Consider the following 21776-nt stretch of genomic DNA (forward strand, 5'->3'; position numbering starts at 1 on the left):
TCCCGAACTCAGCAGTGAAACGATGCATCGCCGATGGTAGTGTGGGGTTTCCCCATGTGAGAGTAGGTCATCGTCAAGATTAAATTCCGAAACCCCTATCTGCGTATGCAGGTAGGGGTTTTGTTTTAGTAGAAGTCACCAGTTTTCACTGGCACGTTAAAATTCTAACGGGCTGGTTACAGAATTTCTTGACGACCATAGAGCGTTGGAACCACCTGATCCCATCCCGAACTCAGAAGTGAAACGATGCATCGCCGATGGTAGTGTGGGGTTTCCCCATGTGAGAGTAGGTCATCGTCAAGATTGAATTCCGAAACCCCTGTCTGCTAACGCAGACAGGGGTTTTGTCGTTTCAGGGGTACTGAAAAGCCCGTTGTGGAGCCTCTCCACAACGGGCTTTTTCACGTCTTACGCAAACAGCTTCAGCACATTGTTCATCGCATCATCGGCAAAACCCTGCACGAAGTCCTTGAAGTCCGGCAGTGCCTCGGCGGCGCCCTGCGCCGGTTCGGCGATGATGGTCCAGGTGGCTCTGGACTTGTCCGCATCCAGTGGTTCAACGCTCATCGCCGCCCACAGATTGGCCACACCCAAGGTGTTGTAGATAGTGGTCCAGGTCATGTGCCGTGCCTGGTCGTCCCGGGAGTTGAGCTGCTCGACCACCAGGTTGCCGTCCTTGAAAAACTTTTTGCGTAGCGATGACACGCCTTCGCCGGTCATCTCTATATGCGACAGTGCCGGGATGAAGCGATCGAAGCCGGCAAAGTTACCGACTACGGCCCATACCCGAGTGGCATCGGCGGGCACGTCCACCGAGGACACCACGTGGCAGCCTTGAGGGTTTTTGATCAGGGTGTCGGGTTGCAGAATACTCATGGTTTTGCTCCGTTTGGTTGCGTCAGATGAAATTGATTTCTTTGAGGTAATCGCAGCCGCGACGCAGCAGCGCCGGGGACTTTTGCGGGTAGTGCGCGCCCATTAGCCGAACACCGGCCTGGGCGTTGTCGTGGCCGATCATCGAGATATCGCCGATGTCCTCCTCGAAGCCGTTGAGGTAGAACCCCAGCACGCCGAACAACGCGTTGTCGCTGTCGACCCGACCCAGTTGCTGCTGCCAGTCGGCGACGCTGACCATCGTGAATTCGCGGCCTGCCTCGCGTAAGGACGCCACGTAGTTGTCCCAGCTCAAGGGCTCGGGGTTGTGCAGGTTGAATACCGCTTGTTCCGGTTGATAACGACTGGCGTGGAAGGCGATGAATCGGGCGAGAAAGTCCACCGGCATCAAGTCGAAATTCAAGGTGAACTCCGGTACTTGGCCAAGCTGGATCGAGCCCTTGAGCATCAGCATCAGGCGATTCTTGTGCGGCTGACACACGCCCGTGAGGCTGTTGAAGCTGATGTTGCCGGGACGGTAGAGATTGACCCGCACACCAAGCTCCCGTGCCCTTTCGAGGATTCGCTCGCCGACCCATTTGGACAGGTTGTAGCCGTTCTTGATGTAGATCGGTGGTGTGAGTGCGGCCGGCAACTCAAGCACTCGGCCATCGGCGGATATCGTGCTGGAGGCCGAGAGCGTCGAGACGAAGTTGAAGATTTTTTTGCTGCGTCCTTCGCACAGGCGCAAACATTCGAAAATCGGCTCGACGTTGTCCCGGGCGAGCGACTCGTAATCGAGGACGTGATTGACGTTGGCCGCGTTGTGCACCAGAGCGCCAAACTCCTGATCCAGCCGCTGGTAAACCTCGGGCGCCAAACCGAGTTCCGGCCGTGTGACGTCTGCCGTGTAAACCCGCACCCGGCTCATATCCAGATGCTCCAGACGGTTCTCCCGTAACGCCTGGGCAAAGCGCTCGTTTGCCGATTGCCCGTTGCCGTCGCGAACCAGACAGGCGACTTCACTGGCGCCCCAGGCCAGCAATGCCTCAACGATGTGTACACCGACAAAACTGTTGGCACCGGTGACGATCACCTTGTGCACATCGCCCATGCGGCTGACGGGCATTGGCTGAATATCCAGCTCGCGGAAGGCATCGTGCATGGCCTGTTCGCTCAGCACTTCTTCGCTGCCGAAGCCGCGTACCAGTGTCGCCAGTTTCTCGAGGGTGGGCATTTCGATGAAGCGGTTGATCGAGATGCTGCGCCCGAACTCCTCGCGCAGTCGCAGGAGCATGCGCGACAGCAGGATCGAGTGCCCGCCCAGATTGAAGAAGCTTTCGTCGGTGGAAATGTCGCTCGCCGGCAGCTCCAGCAACTGCGCCCAGATTTCCAGCAGCAGGGCCTCATCGGCGTTGACGGGCAGGCGCCGTGAAGGGTTCTCGGTGACGCTCACCGGCAGATCCAGCAACGCCTTGCGGTCGACCTTGCCATTGCTGGCGTAAGGCATGCTTGCCAGCTCGGTCCATGCAACAGGGCGCATGTAGTCCGGCAGGTGCTGTGTCGCGTGGGCCCTCAACGCCTGGCGAGCGCTGCCGGGAAGGTCCTCTCGGGGCTGGGCAAGGAAAGCCAGAATCCGCCGCTGGCTATCGATGATCACGACAACCTGGCGATACAACTGGCTGTCGCGCAGGCAGCGCTCAATCTCTTCCGGCTCGACCCGGAAGCCGCGAATCTTCACCTGATTATCACGCCGACCGCACAGCTCGATCCCTTCAGCCGTCCACTTCGCCATGTCCCCGGTGCGATAGGCGCGCAGGGTCCGGTCATCAGGCAAGTTCAGTTCCAGATAACGCTCAGCCGTTTGCTGCGGGTTGTTCAGGTATCCAAGGCACACGCCCGGGCCGGCAATGTACAACTCGCCGACGGTCTGTTCGGCCACCGGTTGAAAATCGTCATCGAGAATCAACACCTGGCTGTTGGCGATTGGAGCGCCCAGCGAACGGTTGTGGTCGCCTGACTGGAGTTTGCGCGCGGTAATCAGCACCGTGGCCTCGGTGGGCCCGTAGAGGTTGTAGAGCTTGCACTGACGGCTCAGCTGCTCGATGACCCACGGCTCGCAGACATCGCCGCCGGTCATCACATGGTCCAGACACAGCAATTGCTCCAGCGGCAGGATGCTCAACAAGGCCGGCGGCAAAAACGCGTGGCTCAGTTGCCGATGACGAATCAGCTCCACCAGTTGCAGCGGATCGCGACGTTGGTCCTCGTCGGGCACGATCAGCTCGGCGCCTTGCAGCAGGGTCGGGAAGATGTCGATCAGCGATGAGTCGAAACTCAACGAAGAAAACTGCAACACCCGGCTCTGGCTGGTCAGCTGAACATAGTCGGCGTACCAGTGGGTGAAGTGCGCGAGGTTGGCCTGGCTGAGCAGCACGCCCTTCGGATGGCCGGTGGTGCCCGAGGTGTAGAGGGCCATGCATGGTGCATCGAGGTCGGGGCGCTGACGCATCAACGGTTGAGAGAGATCTGCTGCATGGGCGTCGATGCTGCTGATGTCCAGCCCTGGCATCTCGTTCGCCAGGGGGGGCTCGCCGTCATGCAGCAACAACACCGCCCCGGCATTCGACAGGATGTACTGCTGACGTTGCAACGGATGGCTCGGCTCCAGCGGTAAGTACACCGCGCCGCTGCCCAGGATCGCCAGGATTCCCGCATACAGCGCGCTGCATTTGGGCAGGCAGATCCCGACGACTATCGGGCGTTGATGCTGATCCAGCAGCGGTCGAAGACATTTCTGGATGGCGCGGCTGTGGGCGTGCAACTGGCGATAGTCGAGGGTGGTGCCATCAATGCTCAAGGCCGGACGGTCAGCATTCTGGATGCACTGTTGCTCCAGCCTTTCGATCATCGGCGTTTGCGCAAGTTGCTGCAGTCGTGGGTCGGCGGTGGCATTGAGGCGATGCACGAACGCGAGGCTGTCAAGGAACCGCAAACTCTCGATGCGCTCGAAGCGAACAGGTTCGGCGGGTTCGGCGAGCCGAAAATAGTCGACATCGCGCGAGTAGCGGCTGACCAGCAGCGCCACGTGGTCAACCAGTGCTGTCATGGCCTGCCTACGCAACGCCTGGCCGTTACCCGACGGCTCATCGGCGATGGGTACACGGGTCAGCAGCGTTGAGCCATGGCTGCACAACAGGTCCAGCGAAGGCAGGCCGGACGCCTGCGGCAGGCCAAGGCCCAATTGCAATGTCAGTCGTTGCGCCTGACAGGTGAACGGAGGTGACGTGCCATCGTCGATCAGTAGATCCGCAGGCCCCGACATTTCGTCGAGTGCGAACATCCGCGTCAGTGAGTGACCGTGTTGTTCGAGCTCCAATGCCAGCTCGGTCAGTGCCTGGCTTTGTCCGATGAGCAAGATGTCGAGACGTCTCATGATGGGCTCCTCGTCAAACCAGGTAGTCGCTGAGGGCGGTTTGTACGCACGGCGAATCGAGCAACGAACTGCTGTGGAAAAACCGCACAATGTTGGCCACCAGCGGGTGATGGCGACTTATCGGGAAGGCCAGTGCCGATACTTCGTTCCTGAGGGCGTGGCGCGCCGCGTCATTGATCTGCAGTGCGTCGATCAGGCAGAAGTCGAAGGATTTCTGGATGTCGTTGGTCAGGTAATGAGTAATGAACACCGGCAAGATCTGGGCGATGCACTGGCGGTCGTCTGCACTTGCGGCATGCCAGTAGATGCGTACCAGCCGCGCCCAAAAACCGGAGTGACGCCCCTCGTCCAGCAAGTGATCGGCCATCAGGCCCTTGATCGATTGCTTGACCGTGTCGTCCTTGGCAAACGCGGCGACATCACCGGTCACCGTGTTTTCGGCGATGGCCACGCAGATCAGTTCTACCGCGCTACGCAGGTGCTCAGGTGCGAGCGCCACGGCCGCCGGTATTGCTCGGCTCAGTTCGATTTCATCCGGCAATTCAATGGGGGTGATGCCGGTCAACGCGATGGTCTGTTGCATGAAATCCATCGCCACCAGTGCGTGATAGTCCTCGTCCACCACGACAGTCATGGCGTCGTAGCGGCAGGCGAACGGGAACTCGACCGCGAAGCGATTCTTGGCGATGCTGCGGGCGGTTTTGTCGACGATCTCGGTTTCGAAGATCACCACATCGTTGATGAACTTGTAGAGGGTCTGCACCAGGGCGAAGTCGCGCTGTTCCGGGCATTGGCGCACAAAGGTTTCGCTCAGCACCAGCGGTTGGCGGCTCAACGGGTAGATCAGTTTGTCGTCGTTTTCCAGCACACGGCGCGGGCGGGTGCGGATGGTCGCGCGGCTCTCCCAGGCATCAGCGAAGGATTGGTAGTCTGCGGCGTTCATGCGCTCACCTCCGTGACGGATACGTTCATGCTCAGGCGCAACCCGTCCCACAGGGCGATACGACTTTCCACGGCTGCGATGGCGCTGGCGTACACGTCTTCCTGCCGTTGCGGGTCGCTATCGACCAGTCGCGACAGGAGCTTTTCCGCTGCCGGGCCGTGGTCCTCGGAATCGACCTCAATGTGCCGTTCGAGGTAGTAACGGAAGGTCGGCGCCTGCTCGATGCCGATGCCCCAATCGTCGAGGATGCGCTGGAACATCTGCGGGATAACGCTCTCGCGACCGTGCAGAAACGCCGCCGCTACACTGTGACCCGGTGCATGCAGTGCGGTGTGTAGCGTATGGCGAACGAAATCCGCGGCCGCCGGATCGACCTTGATGCTCTGCAAGGCCACGTCGTAGCTCGCACCCTCTTGCTGCAGAGCCACGAAGCGTTCGATGGCAACGGTACAGGCGCCGACCTCGCGCATTGCATCCAGGTACAACTCGAAGTGGCTGTAATGACCCCGGGCCGGACGATCATCCGACTCCTCACCCAGTACGATCTCGTTGATCAACCGCGCGGCCTGGGGATCCTGCGGTGGCAGCCAGGGCAGTCGCACGCAGGTCAATTCCTGTTGCAGGCGCTTGGTCAGCGACATGAAGTCCCATACGGCAAACACGTGGGTTTCCATGAAGCGTCGCAGGACCGGCAGCGAATGTATTTCAGAGAAGATCGGGTGTTCGCTAAGTTCTGATTTTTTTTGAAGCAGACGTTCTTTAGTTGGTTTCATGGATGAGCCTGTAAATGATCCGGGGTGAGAAGTAATCAAGCACTGAAGTTCGCTGGAAGTTTTCTCCTGGCGAACGGGTACCTCAAACGTATTGATCTTTTTCAGTGCTATTGATGCCGAGTAGCTGAGGTGTTACTGCCGTTTGTGGTTGGCGGCGAAGAAAAACTAATACACATATAAAGTGTTGATCAAGTTGTTTTGTTATTATTTCAATATTCAACTTTTTCGAAGATGACAAGTTCCAATAAAACTTTTTATATTGGTTTTATTTTGGCGTAGTTACTCCTTCCGGCTTATGTAAGTCAGAATTAAATAAAGAGTGAATGCCTCACTCGAAGTAACTTTTTACGGGCGTCGTTGTGGGTGTCTGAGGGGGTGGAAGCGGGTCGCGAGTGATGCCGATCCTTCCGTTCCCGTGATGAGGCTCCTTCCTTCGCTTCTGGGGGCAGAGACTGCTCCATTCGCACGGAGCGTCACCCGTTTTTTGTCCTGGTTATCCAGAGTGGGCGTAAATCGAGGTGGCCGCCATTACTGAGGCATCACGCAAACGTTGCAATGGTCGGGTTTTAAGGCGGCGGGGCGTTGGGGCGCGGTATGGCGCCGCAAGGGCGGTGTGGTATGGGGGCGGGGGATTTGTAATCAAATCATTCGCGGAGCATTTGGGGGGGGGGAATGCGCGGCAAGCGAGGAAAACCCTTCGTTACATTCCCCGGGCTTGCCGCCGCGGGCTACTTCGACCTGTTCCTGGCTTGGACTTCAGGGCTGTTGAGGTAGCGCGTAATGACCTCGACCCCTCGGTTCAGGTGATGCTCGAGCAGCTGCACGGAGTGTTCGACGTCCCGGGCTTTGGCTGCCTGCAACAGTGCCTTGTGGTCATCCTGGGAGAGTTTGCCAAGGCCCATGGCTTCCAGGTTGAAACGCAGGAACCGTTCTTCTTCGATCAGGCCGTCTTCGACCAGTTTCAACAGCCGGCGATTCGGCGCCCGGGTGTAAAGCGCCATGTGGAACAGGCGATTGAGCCGACCGATTTCGGTGTAGTCGCTTTCCGTTTCCAGTGCATCGATGTAGCGGGCAGCCTGTTCGAGATCTTCGTCCTGGAGCAGTGGTACCGAGAGACGCAGGGCTTCGGATTCCAGCAGGATGCGCAGCGCGTAGGTTTCCACGGCATCGCCCTGTACCAGCGGCGCGACCACGGCGCCCTTATGGGCAACCACATTGAGCAACGATTGTGCTTCGAGTTGGCGCAAGGCTTCGCGTACAGGCATGCGGCTGACGCCGAACAGGTCGGCGAGGTCTTGCTGGCGCAAGGCCGCACCGCAAGGAATGCGCCCGTCGAGTATGGCCGCGCGTAGGGTTTCTTCGATCACCGAGCGTGCCATGTGTGCAGGAATCGGCCCGTTGACCTTGATACTGCTGAGAGGGTTGGGCTTTTGTGTCACTAAACGCACCCTGATTGATGGAATATTTTTGGATCCAAATGACACTAGTGACTGGCTGACTGCTTGTCAAACAAGCTCTGGAGTGCCTTTCTTCCAGTTTAGCGCGCCGCCAGTGATCTCACCGTGCCATTGTCTTTTTCCGGGCTAACCTTCACCATTCGAACGACTCCCTCCTGCCTATCCAGGATGCCTCGCATTGGTGGCAAGTTTAACGATCCCCCGGGTTTTACGCTGGCTGTGCAGCGCATTGCTGCTGACTGGCGTGATGCTGGGCAGCTTGAGCGCCGATTGGGATTTTTCCCTGATCAGCCGGCGAGCGCAGGCATTGTACGGACCTTTGGGAGAAGGTCAGCAGCGCATTAATGATTGGCAATACTTGTTGACCAGCCAGAAGCAGATCGGCGAGCTGGAACAACTCAATGTGGTCAATCGCTTCTTCAACAAACAGCTGCGATACGTCGAAGACATGGATCTGTGGCATGAAGTCGACTACTGGGAAACCCCGATCGAAGCCCTCTGGAAAGGCGCCGGCGACTGTGAAGACTACGCTATTGTCAAGTACTTCAGCCTGCGACACCTCGGTGTAGCCAGTGAAAAGCTGCGTATCACCTATGTCAAGGCACTGACCCAGAACCGTGCGCACATGGTGCTGACCTACTACTCGAGTCCGGAGGCCGAGCCCCTGGTGCTCGACAGCCTGATTGATGCAATCAAGCCGGCCAGCCAACGAAAGGATTTGCTGCCGGTCTACTCTTTCAACGCGGAAGGGATGTGGTTACCGGGTGCCAAGAGCAATAAAAAGGTCGGCGATACCAAACGCCTTTCGCGTTGGCAGGATGTGTTGAAAAAAATGCAGGCCGAAGGATTCCCGGTCGAGACGACTAACTAGGAGCACGTGCTCAGATGTCTTTGTTCAAACAGCTGTTGATTGCTATCTGTCTGTTCCTGGTGGTCGCCTTCACCGGCAGTTTCATGGTCAGTCTGGAGAGCTCGCGTACTCAGTACGTCAACCAGTTGCGCTCCCATGCCCAGGACGCTGCGACGGCGCTGGCGCTGTCCCTGACACCGAACATCGACGACCCGGCGATGGTCGAGTTGCTGGTCAGCTCGATTTTCGACAGCGGTTACTACGCGAGCATCCGCGTGGTCGATGTGAAGACCAATCAGACCCTGGTCGAGCGCACGGGCATTCCGGCGGTCAACAATGTTCCGGACTGGTTCGTCAAACTGATCGGCCTGGAGCCCGCCGGTGGTGATGCGATCGTCAGCCGTGGCTGGGAGCAGGCTGCCCGGGTCGAGGTGGTCAGCCACCCGATGTTCGCGCTGGCCAAGCTATGGCAAAGCGCTTTGGGCAGCCTGGGCTGGTTGCTGCTATGTGGCGCGGTCAGTGCGGTACTGGGCGCATTGTTGCTGCGTCAGCAATTGAGACCGCTGGATTACATGGTCAAGCAATCCCACGCTATCGCCCGGCGGGAATTCCTCAGCCTGCCAGAACTGCCGCGCACCCCCGAACTTCGCCGGGTAGTGCAGGCCATGAACCAGATGGTCGAGAAGCTCAAGGCGCTGTTTCAGGAGCAGGCGGAGCGCAGTGAAAAATTGCGGGTCGAGTCCTATCAGGACTCGTTGACCGGGTTGGCCAACCGGCGTTATTTCGAGATGCAATTGAATGCGCGGGTAAGCAACCCGGAGCAGGCCAGTTCCGGTTACCTGCTGCTGTTGCGGGTCAAGGATCTGGCCGGTCTCAACCAGCGCCTTGGTGGTCAGCGCACCGATGAAGTGCTCAAGGCCGTCGGCGAGCAATTGTCCCGCGAGTGCGCCAAATACCCGGAAACCCAAAACCTGGTCACCCGTATCCGCGGTGGCGAATTTGCCGTACTGGCACCGGGACTGGTGCGCACAGAAGCGCTGCAATTGGCACAGAACCTCGACAGCGCCTTGGCCAGTCTTCACGCTACCGGCGCCACCGATGTGGCTGCCGTAGCCTCTATCGGCCTGGCGCCTTTTGCTCACGGCGACTCGCCGCAAGCCGTGCTCAGCCTCGGCGATCAGGCACTGGCGCAGGCCGAAGGCCAGGGCGAGCAAAATTGGGCCTGTATCGAACACAGCCTTGCGGCCAGTGTCGGCGACGATCACCACGCCTGGCACCTCATGCTCGACCAGGCGCTGACACAGCAGCGTTTCGAGCTGTATTTCCAACCGGTCGTGGCCGCTCAGGACACGCAACTGGTGTTGCACTACAAAGTGTTGTCGCGACTGCTCGACGAACACGGCCAGACCATCCCCGCCGGGCGTTTTCTGCCTTGGCTGGAGCGCTTCGGCTGGACTGCACGTCTGGATCGGCTGATGCTCGAGCGGGTATTGGAGCAAATGAGCGGGCATGAGGAATCGCTGGCGCTGAACCTGTCGTCGGCTACCCTGGCCGATCCGCAGGCGCAAAACAAAATCTTCGAGATACTGCGCTCGCATTCCAACCTCGGCCCGCGTCTGACCCTGGAAATTGGCGAAGAGCAACTGCCTGATCAGGCAGTGCTGGAGCAACTGACCCGGCGCCTGCGCGAACTGGGGTTCTCCCTGAGCCTGCAACGTTTCGGTGGCCGCTTCAGCATGATCGGCAACCTGGCCCGGTTGGGTCTGGCGTACCTGAAAATCGATGGCAGCTACATTCGGTCGATTGATCTGGAGAGTGACAAACGCCTGTTCATCGAGGCGATCCAGCGAGCGGCGCACAGCATTGACTTGCCCCTGATTGCCGAGCGGGTCGAGACAGAAGGGGAGTTGTCGGTGATTCGCGAGATGGGGTTATACGGTGTACAGGGCCAGTTGTTCGGCGAGCCAAAACCCTGGGCCTGATGTGATCGCCCCCACGCCATGCGTGGGAATGATCGCAGGGGCGCGTCAGATCAGCCCGGTCTCCTCATCATCGATCAATTGGCTCAAGCCACCCAAGGCTTCACGGGCCTGGTTCCGGTCCATGAGCTTGGCCTGGGCCGCCGTCGGCAGGTCGGTGACGCGGATCACGCCTTTCTGCGTCAGCACCTGAATCAAGTCGTCGAGTACCCGGATCATTTCCAGGTCACTTTGCTTGAGCTGTTTGAGGCTGTTTTCCACAGCCGCGTTGGCAAACCAGGCCTGGATCTCATGATTGTCGGCCGCCAGCGTTTCCGTGGCCTCCGCGTAGGCGGCGGGTTCCACGCGTACCAACAGGCCCTGCGCATCGCGTTGCACGTAAAACATTGAGCATCCCTCAGAATTGAACCAGCGTCATGCTGTCAGCAGCATAGGTCAACTGCATGCCAGTATGTGGCGCAGCGACGAAATCGTCACCGGGCAGCGAATGCAAACGTGACGGCCGCCCCATAGGGAGCGGCCGTTATCACGCATCAGCTGTTGTTGTGATCGATCTTGATGGTCGGGTCACTACCGGCAATCAGGTTGTGCAGGTTGGCGCTGGACCAGTTGTTGCCTTCCAGTTTGATCGTCACGTCCGGTGTGGCGGCGGCCGCATTGCCCGAGTTGAACTGGCCGGTTGTGCTGACTTGCAGCGACGACACGCCATCGACCGTGGAGATCTTCAGGAAGTTGTCGATGGTGCTGCCGGTTTCACCCTGCAACAGATCGCGCAGGTCGATCCGGTCGCCTTCGCTGGCCTTGAAGTCCTTGATCACGTCGTTGCCGGTGTCGCCCGCTTTCCAGACGAAGGTATCACCACCGGAACCACCGATCAGGATGTCGTTGCCCTGTCCACCCATCAACGTGTCGTTGCCGGTACCCCCGAGCAGGATGTCATTGCCCTTGCCTCCGTCGAGGGTGTCGTTACCGCCCAAACCGAACAGGATGTCATTGCCCGCCCCGCCCAGCAGGGTGTCGTTGCCGTCATGGGCACCGGACACATCGAACGCGTTGTAATGCTCGGTGATGTACTGGTGCACATTGCTGGTGGTGACGTTGCTGACGTCCACACCGGATTGCTGCGCCACGAAGGCTTGCATTGCCTGGTAACCCTCGCCGGCAATGCCGTTGAAGCTCACCAGATCGCCGAACAGAAGGTCGTTGCCGTCGCCACCGCTGACGGTGTCGTGACCCGGCATCGTCGCTTCAGTGTGGCCGATGATCGAGTTGGCCAGGTCCTTCGGATCAATGTTGGTTTGTGGCGATTGATTCGAGTCGTACGGCTTCAGGTCGTTGAGGCTCACTCCGCTGTTGAGGCCAATCGCCTCGACATTCGACAGGTTGCTCAGCAACGTAAAGCTGCCGGTGGAGTTGCTGGTGGTGTCCCCGTCGGTGCTGTTGCCGTCGCCGTCACGACCCGAGAACTCGTAGGTACCGTCACCCTGGGCATGCAGATAGCCGAAGTCCTTGGATGACCAGCTACTTCCGTTTCCGTTGCCATTGCCATTGCCATTGCCATTGCCATTGCCGTTGCCGTTGTTGCCGTTGCTGCTCTTGGTCCAGACCGTCACATAGCCCGAGGCGGTAATGTCGATCTGGTGCGTGCTGTCGGGGAACAGGCTGATCGCTGTGCCCAGCTGATAGTTGCTGGTGGTGATCAGGCTATCGAGTGTTGTGCTGCCATACAGAGTCGGGTTGGTCGACTCGCCGCTCTGGTAGTAAGTCGGCTTGCCGTCAGTAATGAAATACGTGAGGTTCGTCGCCCCGATGTTGGCCACGGCGTCCGCACTCTGGAACCAGTTGGCCGTGGTTTTGAACACGTCCTCGTAGTTGGTGCCGCCACCGGATGACATCGAGTCCAGAGTCGCCTTCAACTGAGTCAGCGCATTCGGGTCTTTGAGGTTCACCGATACCGACTTGTTGACCTGGGTGTCGAAGTCCACCAGGAAGATGTTCACCGTACCCGAGTTGCTGCCCAGGCTTTGCTTGAGGGTGTTGAACACCGACGTCAGCTGGTCCTTGGCCGAGTTGATCGACGAGGAACTCATACTGCCGGAGCTGTCGACCATGAACGCGATGTTGTAGTTGGTGCCCGGCACCACGGTCAGGCCGCCGATGTCGGCGACGATGATGTCATTGCCGTCGGTGCCGGTGATGGTGTCATCGGCCGCCGTGGCGGTGACGGCGTTGTAGACTGCCGGGTACACAGTCACGGGAATCTGCGAAGTGCTGCTGGCCGAACCACCCAGGGCCTCGGTGGAGGTCGAGGTCACGGTCAGGTTGAACTGGCCGTTGTAGTACGGTGGTGGAGTGACAGTCAGAGAGCCGAGGCTCCAGCCCGTCACGTTGGCCTCGCCATTGGTCGCGGTGACCGTGAAGGTATGTCCCGCGCCGTCGGTGAGCATCGAGCCGACCGGCATGCCGCTGATCTTCAGGCTCAGGCTTTCCGAGCCGTCGGTGTCGGTCAGCGCGGTGGTGATGGCGGACAATTTCACACTGGTGCCTTCGGCGCCGGTGTTGAGTTTGTAACCGTCGTAGTAGCCTTCGCCATTGGAGCCGTGCAAGTCGGACACGGTCACGCCGGCATTCACCAGATCTGACACGCTAGTGTAAATCGGTACGCCGGCACTGCTCAGGTCGATCGGCGTGCTGCCATTGACCGACAGGTTGACGTCATAGCTGCCCGGGCCGCTCTGGTTGTGGTGGTAGATGTCCAGGGTGTAGTAGCCGCTGGTGGTCGGGGTGTACGAACCATTGAGGTTGCCGCCCGCGCCCCACGTGATCGCGGCCACGTTCTTGCCTCCGATAGTCACCAGCAGGCTGTCATCGCCAACACCGCTGAAGGTATAGGTCTTGCCGGCTTCGAGGTAGATCAGGCCGGAGGTTTTCGACGCCGTACCGGCGGTCACGCTACCGTCGGACTGCACGTTGGTCACGGTGCCTTTGGAGTTCGGTGTGCCAGCGGCGTCGATCACGTTTTTCAGCGTGGTCGAGTCCGCGCCGTTGCCGCTGGTGCCCAGGCCCGACAGACCGGTCCAGACTTCCTTGATCAGCCCGGTGGACCTCACGCTGTTGTCGGCAACGCTCAGGGTCGGGGTATCCGCCACTGGGGTGATGTCGATCTTGATCGTGCCGGTGTTGCCCAGCGCCTGGCCGTCGGTTGGCTGGAACTTGATCTGTGCGTAGTCGGTCTGGTTGTTGCCCAGGTTGGTACCGCCGTATCCGTCTACGCCCGATTCGTTGGCATCCGGCATGAAGCGCAGTTTGCCAGCGTCGATGTCGGCTTTGCTGAAGGTCTGGTCGGCGGCGACATCTTTCCAGGTCGAGCCGTCCAGGTACTGCAGTTTACCCTCGCCCGGCAGCTGGGTGATTTTCACGCCCTGGCTGGTGGCCGGACTGTCGACGTCGCTGACGCCGAAGGTCGACCAGCCGAGGATCAGTGGCGTGTCTTCGGTGCCGGTGACGTTGACCGGTGCTGCGACCGGTGCGTCATTGACCGCCACCACGTTGACCGTGGTGGTCGCGGTGTTGGAGTAGTTGCTGCCATCGGTCACCGTCACGGTGATGATGCGCGGCACTGTGCTCGGATCTTCACTGTTGTTGGTGAAGGTGATGTTCTTGATCTGCTGCATGTAGTCGGCCAGCGTTGCGCTACCCGACAAGGTCAGCGTGACGGTGCCATTGGTGCTGTTGGCATTGATGGTGATGCCGTTGACGCTGTTGCCCAGGTTCAGCGCATCGCCGTCCTGACGATTGGTCAGCACGATGGTCGCGCCGGTCAGCAAGGTGCTGTCCGGGTCGGTGATGCTCAGGTCGGTATCGCCGATCGACACGCCAGGGCCGGCAGTGTTTTCGGTGAACGTCACCTTGTAGTCGACTCCGGTAGCGCCACTGGAGTTGTTGGCGTCGAGGTCCAGTACTGGTGGTGCATCGTTGTCGATGATCGAAGTGCTGACGCTGCCGTTGGACGCGCTGATCGCCAGGCTCTCGAAGTTGCCACCGGTGGCCGAGTCGATCTTGACCACGAAGTTTTCGGTGCCTTCGGTGATCTTGCCATCGATGGTCGAAATGTCGAACGGCACGCTGCTGACACCCGCCGGGATCTTCACGGTGTACACACCGGTGAAGTCAGAACCGTCGGCGGCGGTACCGCTGTAGACGATATTCAGCGTCACTTCGGTCTGGGCCGGGTGAGTCAGGCTGACGGTGTAACTGGCGGTCTGGCCTTCGGTTACCGAGGTGCTGCCGCTGATGCTGACAGTGGTGGTGTCCTGGAAGTCACTGACGCTGGTCGACGCGGGAGTCTTATCCGTGCCGATGGCTTCAAGGTTGCCGCCGCTGGCGGTCTTGATGGATTCGCTAACGGTTGGCGCGCCGATGTAGACGTCGTTGCCGACCGTCACCGGCAGGGTGCCGGAGCTCTGGCCTTCGGCGATGGTGATGACCTTGCCGCTGTCCAACGTCACGGTGACCGGACCGTTCTGCGCGGTGACCGGCTTGCCCTGGGCATCGGTCAGCGTGGCGGTGTAGGTGATGGTGCCGTTTTCGTCCACGCTCGGGGTCGCGGTCAAGGTCACCGTAGTGGTGTCGTTGACGTCGGTAACCGTGGTTTCCACGGGGGTCTTGATCGGGTTGATCGCTTCGAGGTTGCCGCCGTCAGCCGATTTAATCGACTCGGTCACGGTGGTCGGACCTTTGTAAACGTCGTTGCCCACGATGACCGGCAAGCTGCCGGAGCTCTGGCCTTCGGCGATGGTGATGACCTTGCCGCTGTCCAACGTCACGGTGACCGGACCGTTTTGTGCGGTGACCGGTTTGCCCTGGGCATCGGTCAACGTGGCGGTGTAGGTGATGGTGCCGTTCTCATCCACGCTCGGGGTGGCGGTCAGGGTCACGGTGGTGGTGTCGTTGACGTCATTGACCGTGATGGTTACTGGCGTTGTGTTTGGCGACACCAATTCCAGGTTGCCGCCCACCGCGTCCTTGATGGATTCGGTGACGGTGGTCGGACCTTTGTAAACGTCGTTGCCCACAATGACCGGCAAGCTGCCGGAGCTCTGGCCTTCGGCGATGGTGATGACCTTGCCGCTGTCCAACGTCACGGTGACCGGACCGTTCTGCGCGGTGACCGGTTTGCCCTGGGCATCGGTCAAGGTCGCGGTGTAGGTGATGGTGCCGTTTTCGTCCACGCTCGGGGTCGCGGTCAAGGTCACCGTAGTGGTGTCGTTGACATCGGTAACCGTGGTTTCCACGGGGGTCTTGATCGGATCGATGGACTCGAGGTTGCCGCCCACCGCGTTTTTGATGGATTCGGTGACGGTGGTCGGGCCCTTGTAGAGGTCGTTGCCGACCGTCACCGGCAAGGTGCCGGAGCTCTGGCCTTCGGCGATGGTGATGACCTTGCCGCTGTCCAACGTCACGGTGACCGGACCGTTCTGCGCGGTGACCGGTTTGCCCTGGGCATCGGTCAAGGTCGCGGTGTAAGTGATGGTGCCGTTTTCGTCCACGCTTGGAGTGGCGGTCAGGGTCACGGTGGTGGTGTCGTTGACATCGGTAACCGTGGTGCTGACCGGAGCCTTGATCGGATCGATGGACTCGAGGTTGCCGCCCACCGCGTCCTTGATGGATTCGGTGACGGTGGTCGGGCCCTTGTAGACGTCGTTGCCGACCGTCACCGGCAAGCTGCCGGAGCTCTGGCCTTCAGCGATGGTGATCACCTTGCCGCTGTCCAACGTCACGGTGACCGGACCGTTCTGCGCGGTGACCGGTTTGCCTTGGGCATCGGTCAACGTGGCGGTGTAGGTGATGGTGCCGTTCTCATCCACGCTTGGAGTGGCGGTCAAGGTCACGGTGGTGGTGTCGTTGACATCGGTAACCGTGGTTTCCACCGGGGTCTTGATCGGGTTGATCGCTTCGAGGTTGCCGCCGTCAGCCGATTTAATCGACTCGGTCACGGTGGTCGGACCTTTGTAAACGTCGTTGCCCACGATGACCGGCAAGCTGCCGGAGCTCTGGCCTTCGGCAATGGTGATGACCTTGCCGCTGTCCAACGTCACGGTGACCGGACCGTTCTGCGCGGTGACCGGTTTGCCCTGGGCATCGGTCAACGTGGCGGTGTAGGTGATGGTGCCGTTCTCATCTACGCTCGGGGTGGCGGTCAGGGTCACGGTGGTGGTGTCGTTGACGTCATTGACCGTGATGGTTACTGGCGTTGTGTTTGGCGACACCAATTCCAGGTTGCCGCCCACCGCGTCCTTGATGGATTCGGTGACGGTGGTCGGACCTTTGTAGACGTCGTTGCCCACCGTCACCGGCAAGCTGCCGGAGCTCTGGCCTTCAGCGATGGTGATGACCTTGCCGCTGTCCAACGTCACGGTGACCGGACCGTTCTGCGCGGTGACCGGTTTGCCTTGGGCATCGGTCAACGTGGCGGTGTAGGTGATGGTGCCGTTCTCATCCACGCTCGGGGTCGCGGTCAGGGTCACCGTGGTGGTGTCGTTGACGTCATTGACCGTGGTGGTTACTGGCGTTGTATTTGGTGACACCAATTCCAGGTTGCCGCCCACCGCGTCCTTGATGGATTCAGTGACGGTGGTTGGACCTTTGTAAACGTCGTTGCCCACCGTCACCGGTAGGGTGCCGGAGCTCTGGCCTTCGGCAATGGTGATGACCTTACCGCTGTCGAGGGTCACGGTGACCGGACCGTTTTGCGCGGTGACCGGTTTGCCTTGGGCATCGGTCAGCGTGGCGGTGTAAGTGATGGTGCCGTTTTCGTCCACGCTCGGGGTGGCGGTCAAGGTCACGGTGGAGGTGTCGTTGACGTCATTGACCGTGGTGGTTACTGGCGTTGTGTTTGGTGACACCAGCTCCAGGTTGCCACCGTCGGCCGACTTAATCGACTCGGTCACGGTGGTCGGACCTTTGTAGACGTCGTTGCCGACCGTCACCGGCAGGGTGCCGGAACTCTGGCCTTCGGCGATGGTGATGACCTTGCCGCTGTCCAACGTCACGGTGACCGGACCGTTCTGCGCGGTGACCGGTTTGCCTTGGGCATCGGTCAGCGTGACGGTGTAAGTGATGGTGCCGTTCTCGGCCACGCTCGGGGTGGCGGTCAGGGTCACGGTGGAGGTGTCGTTGACGTCATTGACCGTGATGGTTACTGGCGTTGTGTTTGGCGACACCAATTCCAGGTTGCCGCCCACCGCGTCCTTGATGGATTCAGTGACGGTGGTCGGACCCTTGTAGAGGTCGTTGCCGACCGTCACCGGCAGGGTGCCGGAGCTCTGGCCTTCGGCAATGGTGATGACCTTGCCGCTGTCGAGGGTCACGGTGACCGGACCGTTCTGCGCGGTGACCGGCTTGCCCTGGGCATCGGTCAGCGTGGCGGTGTAGGTGATGGTGCCGTTTTCGTCCACGCTTGGAGTGGCGGTCAAGGTCACGGTGGTGGTGTCGTTGACGTCGGTAACCGTGGTGCTGACCGGGGTCTTGATCGGATCGATGGACTCGAGGTTGCCGCCCACCGCGTCTTTGATGGATTCGGTGATGGTGGTCGGACCCTTGTAGACGTCGTTGCCGACCGTCACCGGCAGGGTGCCGGAGCTCTGGCCTTCGGCAATGGTGATGACCTTGCCGCTGTCCAACGTCACGGTGACCGGACCGTTCTGCGCGGTGACCGGCTTGCCCTGGGCATCGGTCAGCGTGGCGGTGTAAGTGATGGTGCCGTTCTCGGCCACGCTCGGGGTGGCGGTCAGGGTCACGGTGGTGGTGTCGTTGACGTCATTGACCGTGATGGTTACTGGCGTTGTGTTTGGCGACACCAATTCCAGGTTGCCGCCCACCGTGTCCTTGATGGATTCAGTGACGGTGGTCGGACCCTTGTAGAGGTCGTTGCCGACCGTCACCGGCAGGGTGCCGGAGCTCTGGCCTTCGGCGATGGTGATGACCTTGCCGCTGTCGAGGGTCACGGTGACCGGACCGTTTTGCGCGGTAACCGGTTTGCCTTGGGCATCGGTCAGCGTGGCGGTGTAGGTGATGGTGCCGTTTTCGTCCACGCTCGGGGTCGCGGTCAAGGTCACCGTGGTGGTGTCGTTGACATCGGTAACCGTGGTTTCCACGGGGGTCTTGATCGGATCGATGGACTCGAGGTTGCCGCCCACCGCGTCCTTGATGGATTCGGTGACGGTGGTCGGGCCCTTGTAGAGGTCGTTGCCCACCGTCACCGGCAGGGTGCCGGAGCTCTGACCTTCAGCGATGGTGATCACCTTGCCGCTGTCGAGGGTCACAGTCACCGGACCGTTCTGCGCGGTAACCGGGGCACCGTTTTTGTCGGTCAGCGTCGCGGTGTAGGTGATGGTGCCGTTCTCATCCACGCTCGGGGTGGCGGTCAAGGTCACCGTAGTGGTGTCGTTGACGTCATTGACCGTGGTGGTTACTGGCGTTGTGTTTGGCGACACCAATTCCAGGTTGCCGCCCACTGCGTTCTTGATGGATTCGGTGACGGTGGTCGGGCCCTTGTAGAGGTCGTTGCCCACCGTCACCGGCAAGCTGCCGGAGCTCTGGCCTGCAGCGATGGTGATCACCTTGCCGCTGTCCAACGTCACGGTGACCGGACCGTTCTGCGCGGTGACCGGCTTGCCCTGGGCATCGGTCAGCGTGGCGGTGTAGGTGATGGTGCCGTTTTCGTCCACGCTCGGGGTCGCGGTCAGGGTCACCGTTGTGGTGTCAATCGAGTCAGTGATGGTGGTCACAGCCGGCGTGGTGTTCGGCACCAAGTTCTCGAAGTTGCCGCCGGTGGTACTGGTGATGGTGGTGCTGACGGTGCTGCCGTTGTTATAGACGTCGTTGGCCGCAGTCGGGACGTTCACGCTGCCGCTGGTCTGGCCCGCGTCGATGGTAATGACCGAGCCGTTGCTCAAGGTCACGATCATCGGCGTGCCGGCCGGGTTGCTCAGGGTCGCGGTGTAGGTGATCTGGCCGCCTTCGGTGATGTTGCCGGTGGCGGTCAAGGTCAGCCCTGTGTTGTCCACGGAATCGGTGATGGTGGTCACGGCTGGTGTGGTGTTCGGCACCAGGCTCTCGAAGTTGCCGCCGGTGGTGCCGGTGATCGTGGTGCTGACGGTGCTGCCGTTGACATAAACATCATTGGCCGCAGTCGGCACGTTCACGCTGCCGCTGGTCTGGCCCGCGTCGATGGTAATGACCGAGCCGTTGCTCAAGGTCACGATCATCGGCGTGCCGGCCGGGTTGCTCAGGGTCGCCGTGTAGGTGATCTGGCCGCCTTCGGTGATGTTGCCGGTGGCGGTGAGGGTCAGGCCGGTGCTGTCCACGGAGTCGGTGATGGTGGTCACGGCTGGCGTGGTGTTCGGCACCAGGTTTTCGAAGTTGCCGCCGGTGGTGCCGGTGATCGTGGTGCTGACGGTGCTGCCGTTGACATAAACATCATTGGCCGCAGTCGGGACGTTCACGCTGCCGCTGGTCTGGCCCGCGTCGATGGTAATGACCGAGCCGTTGCTCAAGGTCACGGTCATCGGCGTACCAGCCGGGTTGCTCAGGGTCGCGGTGTAGGTGATCTGGCCGCCTTCGGTGATGTTGCCGGTGGCCGTCAAGGTCAGCCCTGTGTTGTCCACGGAATCGGTGATGGTGGTCACGGCTGGTGTGGTGTTCGGCACCAGGTTTTCGAAGTTGCCGCCGGTGGTGCCGGTGATGGTGGTGCTGACGGTGCTGCCGTTGTTATAGATGTCGTTGGCCGCAGTCGGGACGTTCACGCTGCCGCTGGTCTGGCCCGCTTCGATGGTAATGACCGAGCCATTGCTCAAGGTCACGGTCATCGGCGTACCAGCCGGGTTGCTCAGGGTCGCGGTGTAGGTGATCTGGCCGCCTTCGATGATGTTGCCGGTGGCGGTGAGGGTCAGGCCGGTGTTGTCCACGGAATCGGTGATGGTGGTCACGGCCGGCGTGGTGTTGGGCACCAGGTTTTCGAAGTTGCCGCCGGTGGTACTGGTGATGGTGGTGCTGACGGTGCTGCCGTTGTTAAAGACGTCATTGGCCGAGGTCGGCACGTTCACGGAGCCGCTGGTCTGGCCGGCGGCGATGGTGATGGTCGAGCCGTTGGACAGAGTGACGGTTACTGGCGTCTGTGCTGGATTGGTCAGGGTCGCGGTGTAGGTGATCTGGCCGCCTTCGGTGACGGTGTTACCGGCCGTCAGGGTGACCGTGGTGGTGTCGAGGGTATCGGTGACCTGGGTCACGGCCGGGGTCGTCGGCGGCGTCACAGTGATGCCGCTGCCGCCGCTGGTGCCGGTGACAGTTACATCGATCTGGGTCGCGTCGTTATAGACAGTGTCGTTCGCAGCCAATGGCACGTTGACGGTGCCGGTGGTCGCGCCTGCGGGAATCACGATCACGGCGCCGTTGGACAGCGTGACAGTCAGGTCGGTCAGTGGTGCTTGGGTCAGGGTCGCGGTGTACACCAGCACGCCACCGGCCTCGGTGATGGTCGGCGTGGCACTGAGGCTGAGGGCTGACTCACTCGGGGTATTGGCGTTGGTATTAGCGTTGGTATTAGCGTTGGTATTGGCGTTGGTGGCCTGGCCACCCGGGATTTCCAGAGTCGTTTGCCCGGCAGTGTTGATACCCGCAGTCGGGAAGCCGATGGTCGGATCGACGCGGCCAGCGGTGGCGTCGAGCATCACGGAGCTGTGACCACCACCGACGGCACCACCAGAACTTGCGGCAACCGGGCCGGCAGCGGTGGCTTCAAGGTCTTTTGTCGGGTCGGCACCGGCAGCAATGGCCTGTTGCAGCTCTTCTACCGAAGGCGCGGCTTGCGCGGTGGCAGCTGCCAGGTCAGTGCTGGAGTCTGGAGCGTCAGCGCTCCACTGAGTGTCACGACCCAGATCCAGGGTGCGGCCATCGGCCAGTTCCAGGGACACGGCGCCGGAAAGGCCAGTGTCTATCTGGTCGCCGGCAAACAGTTTGTCGCCTTCAACGAGAACGCGGCGGATGCCCTCGGGGGACACCACGAAAACCTGACCAACAATGCTTTTGACGATGGCAACAACACTGCTCATTGAAGACTCTCCGGGGTGTCACGTTCAGTTGACTTCCATGGACCTGATGGCATTTGTCTGTGCCGACCAGTCTGGACGTACATTGCAAAATAGATGCACAAATTTGACGCATCAAATCGTCAATATATTGGCTATATTTTTTCGTTATTAACTTTATGCCAAACTATTGACCTTCCTCGAGCCATCCTAAACAATCGTCCCAGTAATGTCACATTGATATTTCGGCTGTGACTCGTCCTCGGTATGTGATCCAGTTCCGCTTTTTGAACTTTCCGACATACGGTCATTCCGCTTGCCATCTTTCGACGCAGCGCGTTCTTTTGCTGTGATTCAAGACAAGAAGTTCTGGGAAAT

At 60.2% G+C, this 21776-nt stretch carries 9 protein-coding genes and 2 rRNA genes; 4 read left to right on the forward strand and 7 right to left on the reverse strand.

The features are described from left to right. Together rrf (PSJE_RS32240) and rrf (PSJE_RS20195) are read left to right on the forward strand one after the other, a co-directional pair. Positions 1–79: ribosomal RNA gene (rrf, locus tag PSJE_RS32240) — 5S ribosomal RNA — on the forward strand; the annotation flags it as partial. Positions 80–187: 108 nt separating this feature from the next. Beyond that, positions 188–303: ribosomal RNA gene (gene rrf / locus PSJE_RS20195) — 5S ribosomal RNA — on the forward strand. 105 nt (positions 304–408) lie between these two features. On the opposite strand, the gene PSJE_RS20200 is transcribed toward rrf (PSJE_RS20195), so the two are convergent. The 5 genes from PSJE_RS20200 to PSJE_RS20220 form a co-directional block, all read right to left on the reverse strand. Next, positions 409–876, reverse strand: coding sequence for an SRPBCC family protein (locus tag PSJE_RS20200; RefSeq protein WP_090452360.1), 468 nt, complete (start codon positions 874–876; stop codon positions 409–411). Between the two features lie 22 nt (positions 877–898). Continuing rightward, positions 899–4309: a non-ribosomal peptide synthetase gene (locus PSJE_RS20205; protein ID WP_090452362.1), complete on the reverse strand. Its 3411-nt coding sequence runs from the start codon at positions 4307–4309 to the stop codon at positions 899–901. 13 nt (positions 4310–4322) lie between these two features. Further along, positions 4323–5252: a diiron oxygenase gene (locus tag PSJE_RS20210; RefSeq protein ID WP_090452364.1), complete on the reverse strand. Its 930-nt coding sequence runs from the start codon at positions 5250–5252 to the stop codon at positions 4323–4325. Further along, on the reverse strand, positions 5249–6025 hold the full coding sequence (locus tag PSJE_RS20215) for a DUF3050 domain-containing protein (RefSeq protein WP_090452366.1): 777 nt from the start codon (positions 6023–6025) through the stop codon (positions 5249–5251). Before PSJE_RS20215 ends, PSJE_RS20210 begins: the two co-directional genes overlap by 4 nt. Positions 6026–6753: 728 nt before the next feature. Further along, on the reverse strand, positions 6754–7464 hold the full coding sequence (locus PSJE_RS20220; RefSeq protein WP_090452367.1) for a GntR family transcriptional regulator: 711 nt from the start codon (positions 7462–7464) through the stop codon (positions 6754–6756). 196 nt (positions 7465–7660) lie between these two features. Here PSJE_RS20220 and lapG point away from each other — a divergent pair, with 196 nt between their 5' ends. Further along, on the forward strand, positions 7661–8353 hold the full coding sequence (lapG, locus tag PSJE_RS20225) for a cysteine protease LapG (protein ID WP_090452369.1): 693 nt from the start codon (positions 7661–7663) through the stop codon (positions 8351–8353). 14 nt (positions 8354–8367) lie between these two features. Continuing rightward, a complete protein-coding gene (lapD, locus tag PSJE_RS20230) occupies positions 8368–10314 on the forward strand; it encodes a cyclic di-GMP receptor LapD (RefSeq protein ID WP_090452371.1) in 1947 nt (648 codons plus the stop codon). A gap of 45 nt (positions 10315–10359) precedes the next feature. Here lapD and PSJE_RS20235 read toward each other — a convergent pair whose 3' ends face one another. Beyond that, positions 10360–10698 carry a tryptophan synthase subunit beta gene (locus PSJE_RS20235; RefSeq protein ID WP_090452373.1) on the reverse strand — a complete coding sequence of 113 codons (339 nt, stop codon included), beginning with the start codon at positions 10696–10698 and terminating at the stop codon, positions 10360–10362. Between the two features lie 146 nt (positions 10699–10844). Next, positions 10845–21422 (reverse strand): retention module-containing protein, encoded by a 10578-nt coding sequence (locus PSJE_RS20240; RefSeq protein ID WP_093999534.1) that lies wholly within the window; start codon positions 21420–21422, stop codon positions 10845–10847. Between the last annotated feature and the right edge of the window lie 354 nt (positions 21423–21776).

The organism is Pseudomonas jessenii, from assembly GCF_002236115.1.
Classification (GTDB): Bacteria; Pseudomonadota; Gammaproteobacteria; order Pseudomonadales; family Pseudomonadaceae; genus Aquipseudomonas; species Aquipseudomonas jessenii.

What these genes read in the sequence shown, in the direction of transcription:
- PSJE_RS20210 (WP_090452364.1), bottom strand. Translation starts at nt 5,252, where the DNA reads ATGAACGCCGCAGACTACCAATCCTTCGCTGATGCCTGGGAGAGCCGC.
- PSJE_RS20200 (WP_090452360.1), bottom strand. Translation starts at nt 876, where the DNA reads ATGAGTATTCTGCAACCCGACACCCTGATCAAAAACCCTCAAGGCTGC.
- PSJE_RS20235 (WP_090452373.1), bottom strand. Translation starts at nt 10,698, where the DNA reads ATGTTTTACGTGCAACGCGATGCGCAGGGCCTGTTGGTACGCGTGGAA.
- PSJE_RS20205 (WP_090452362.1), bottom strand. Translation starts at nt 4,309, where the DNA reads ATGAGACGTCTCGACATCTTGCTCATCGGACAAAGCCAGGCACTGACC.
- PSJE_RS20215 (WP_090452366.1), bottom strand. Translation starts at nt 6,025, where the DNA reads ATGAAACCAACTAAAGAACGTCTGCTTCAAAAAAAATCAGAACTTAGC.
- PSJE_RS20240 (WP_093999534.1), bottom strand. Translation starts at nt 21,422, where the DNA reads ATGAGCAGTGTTGTTGCCATCGTCAAAAGCATTGTTGGTCAGGTTTTC.
- lapD (WP_090452371.1), top strand. Translation starts at nt 8,368, where the DNA reads ATGTCTTTGTTCAAACAGCTGTTGATTGCTATCTGTCTGTTCCTGGTG.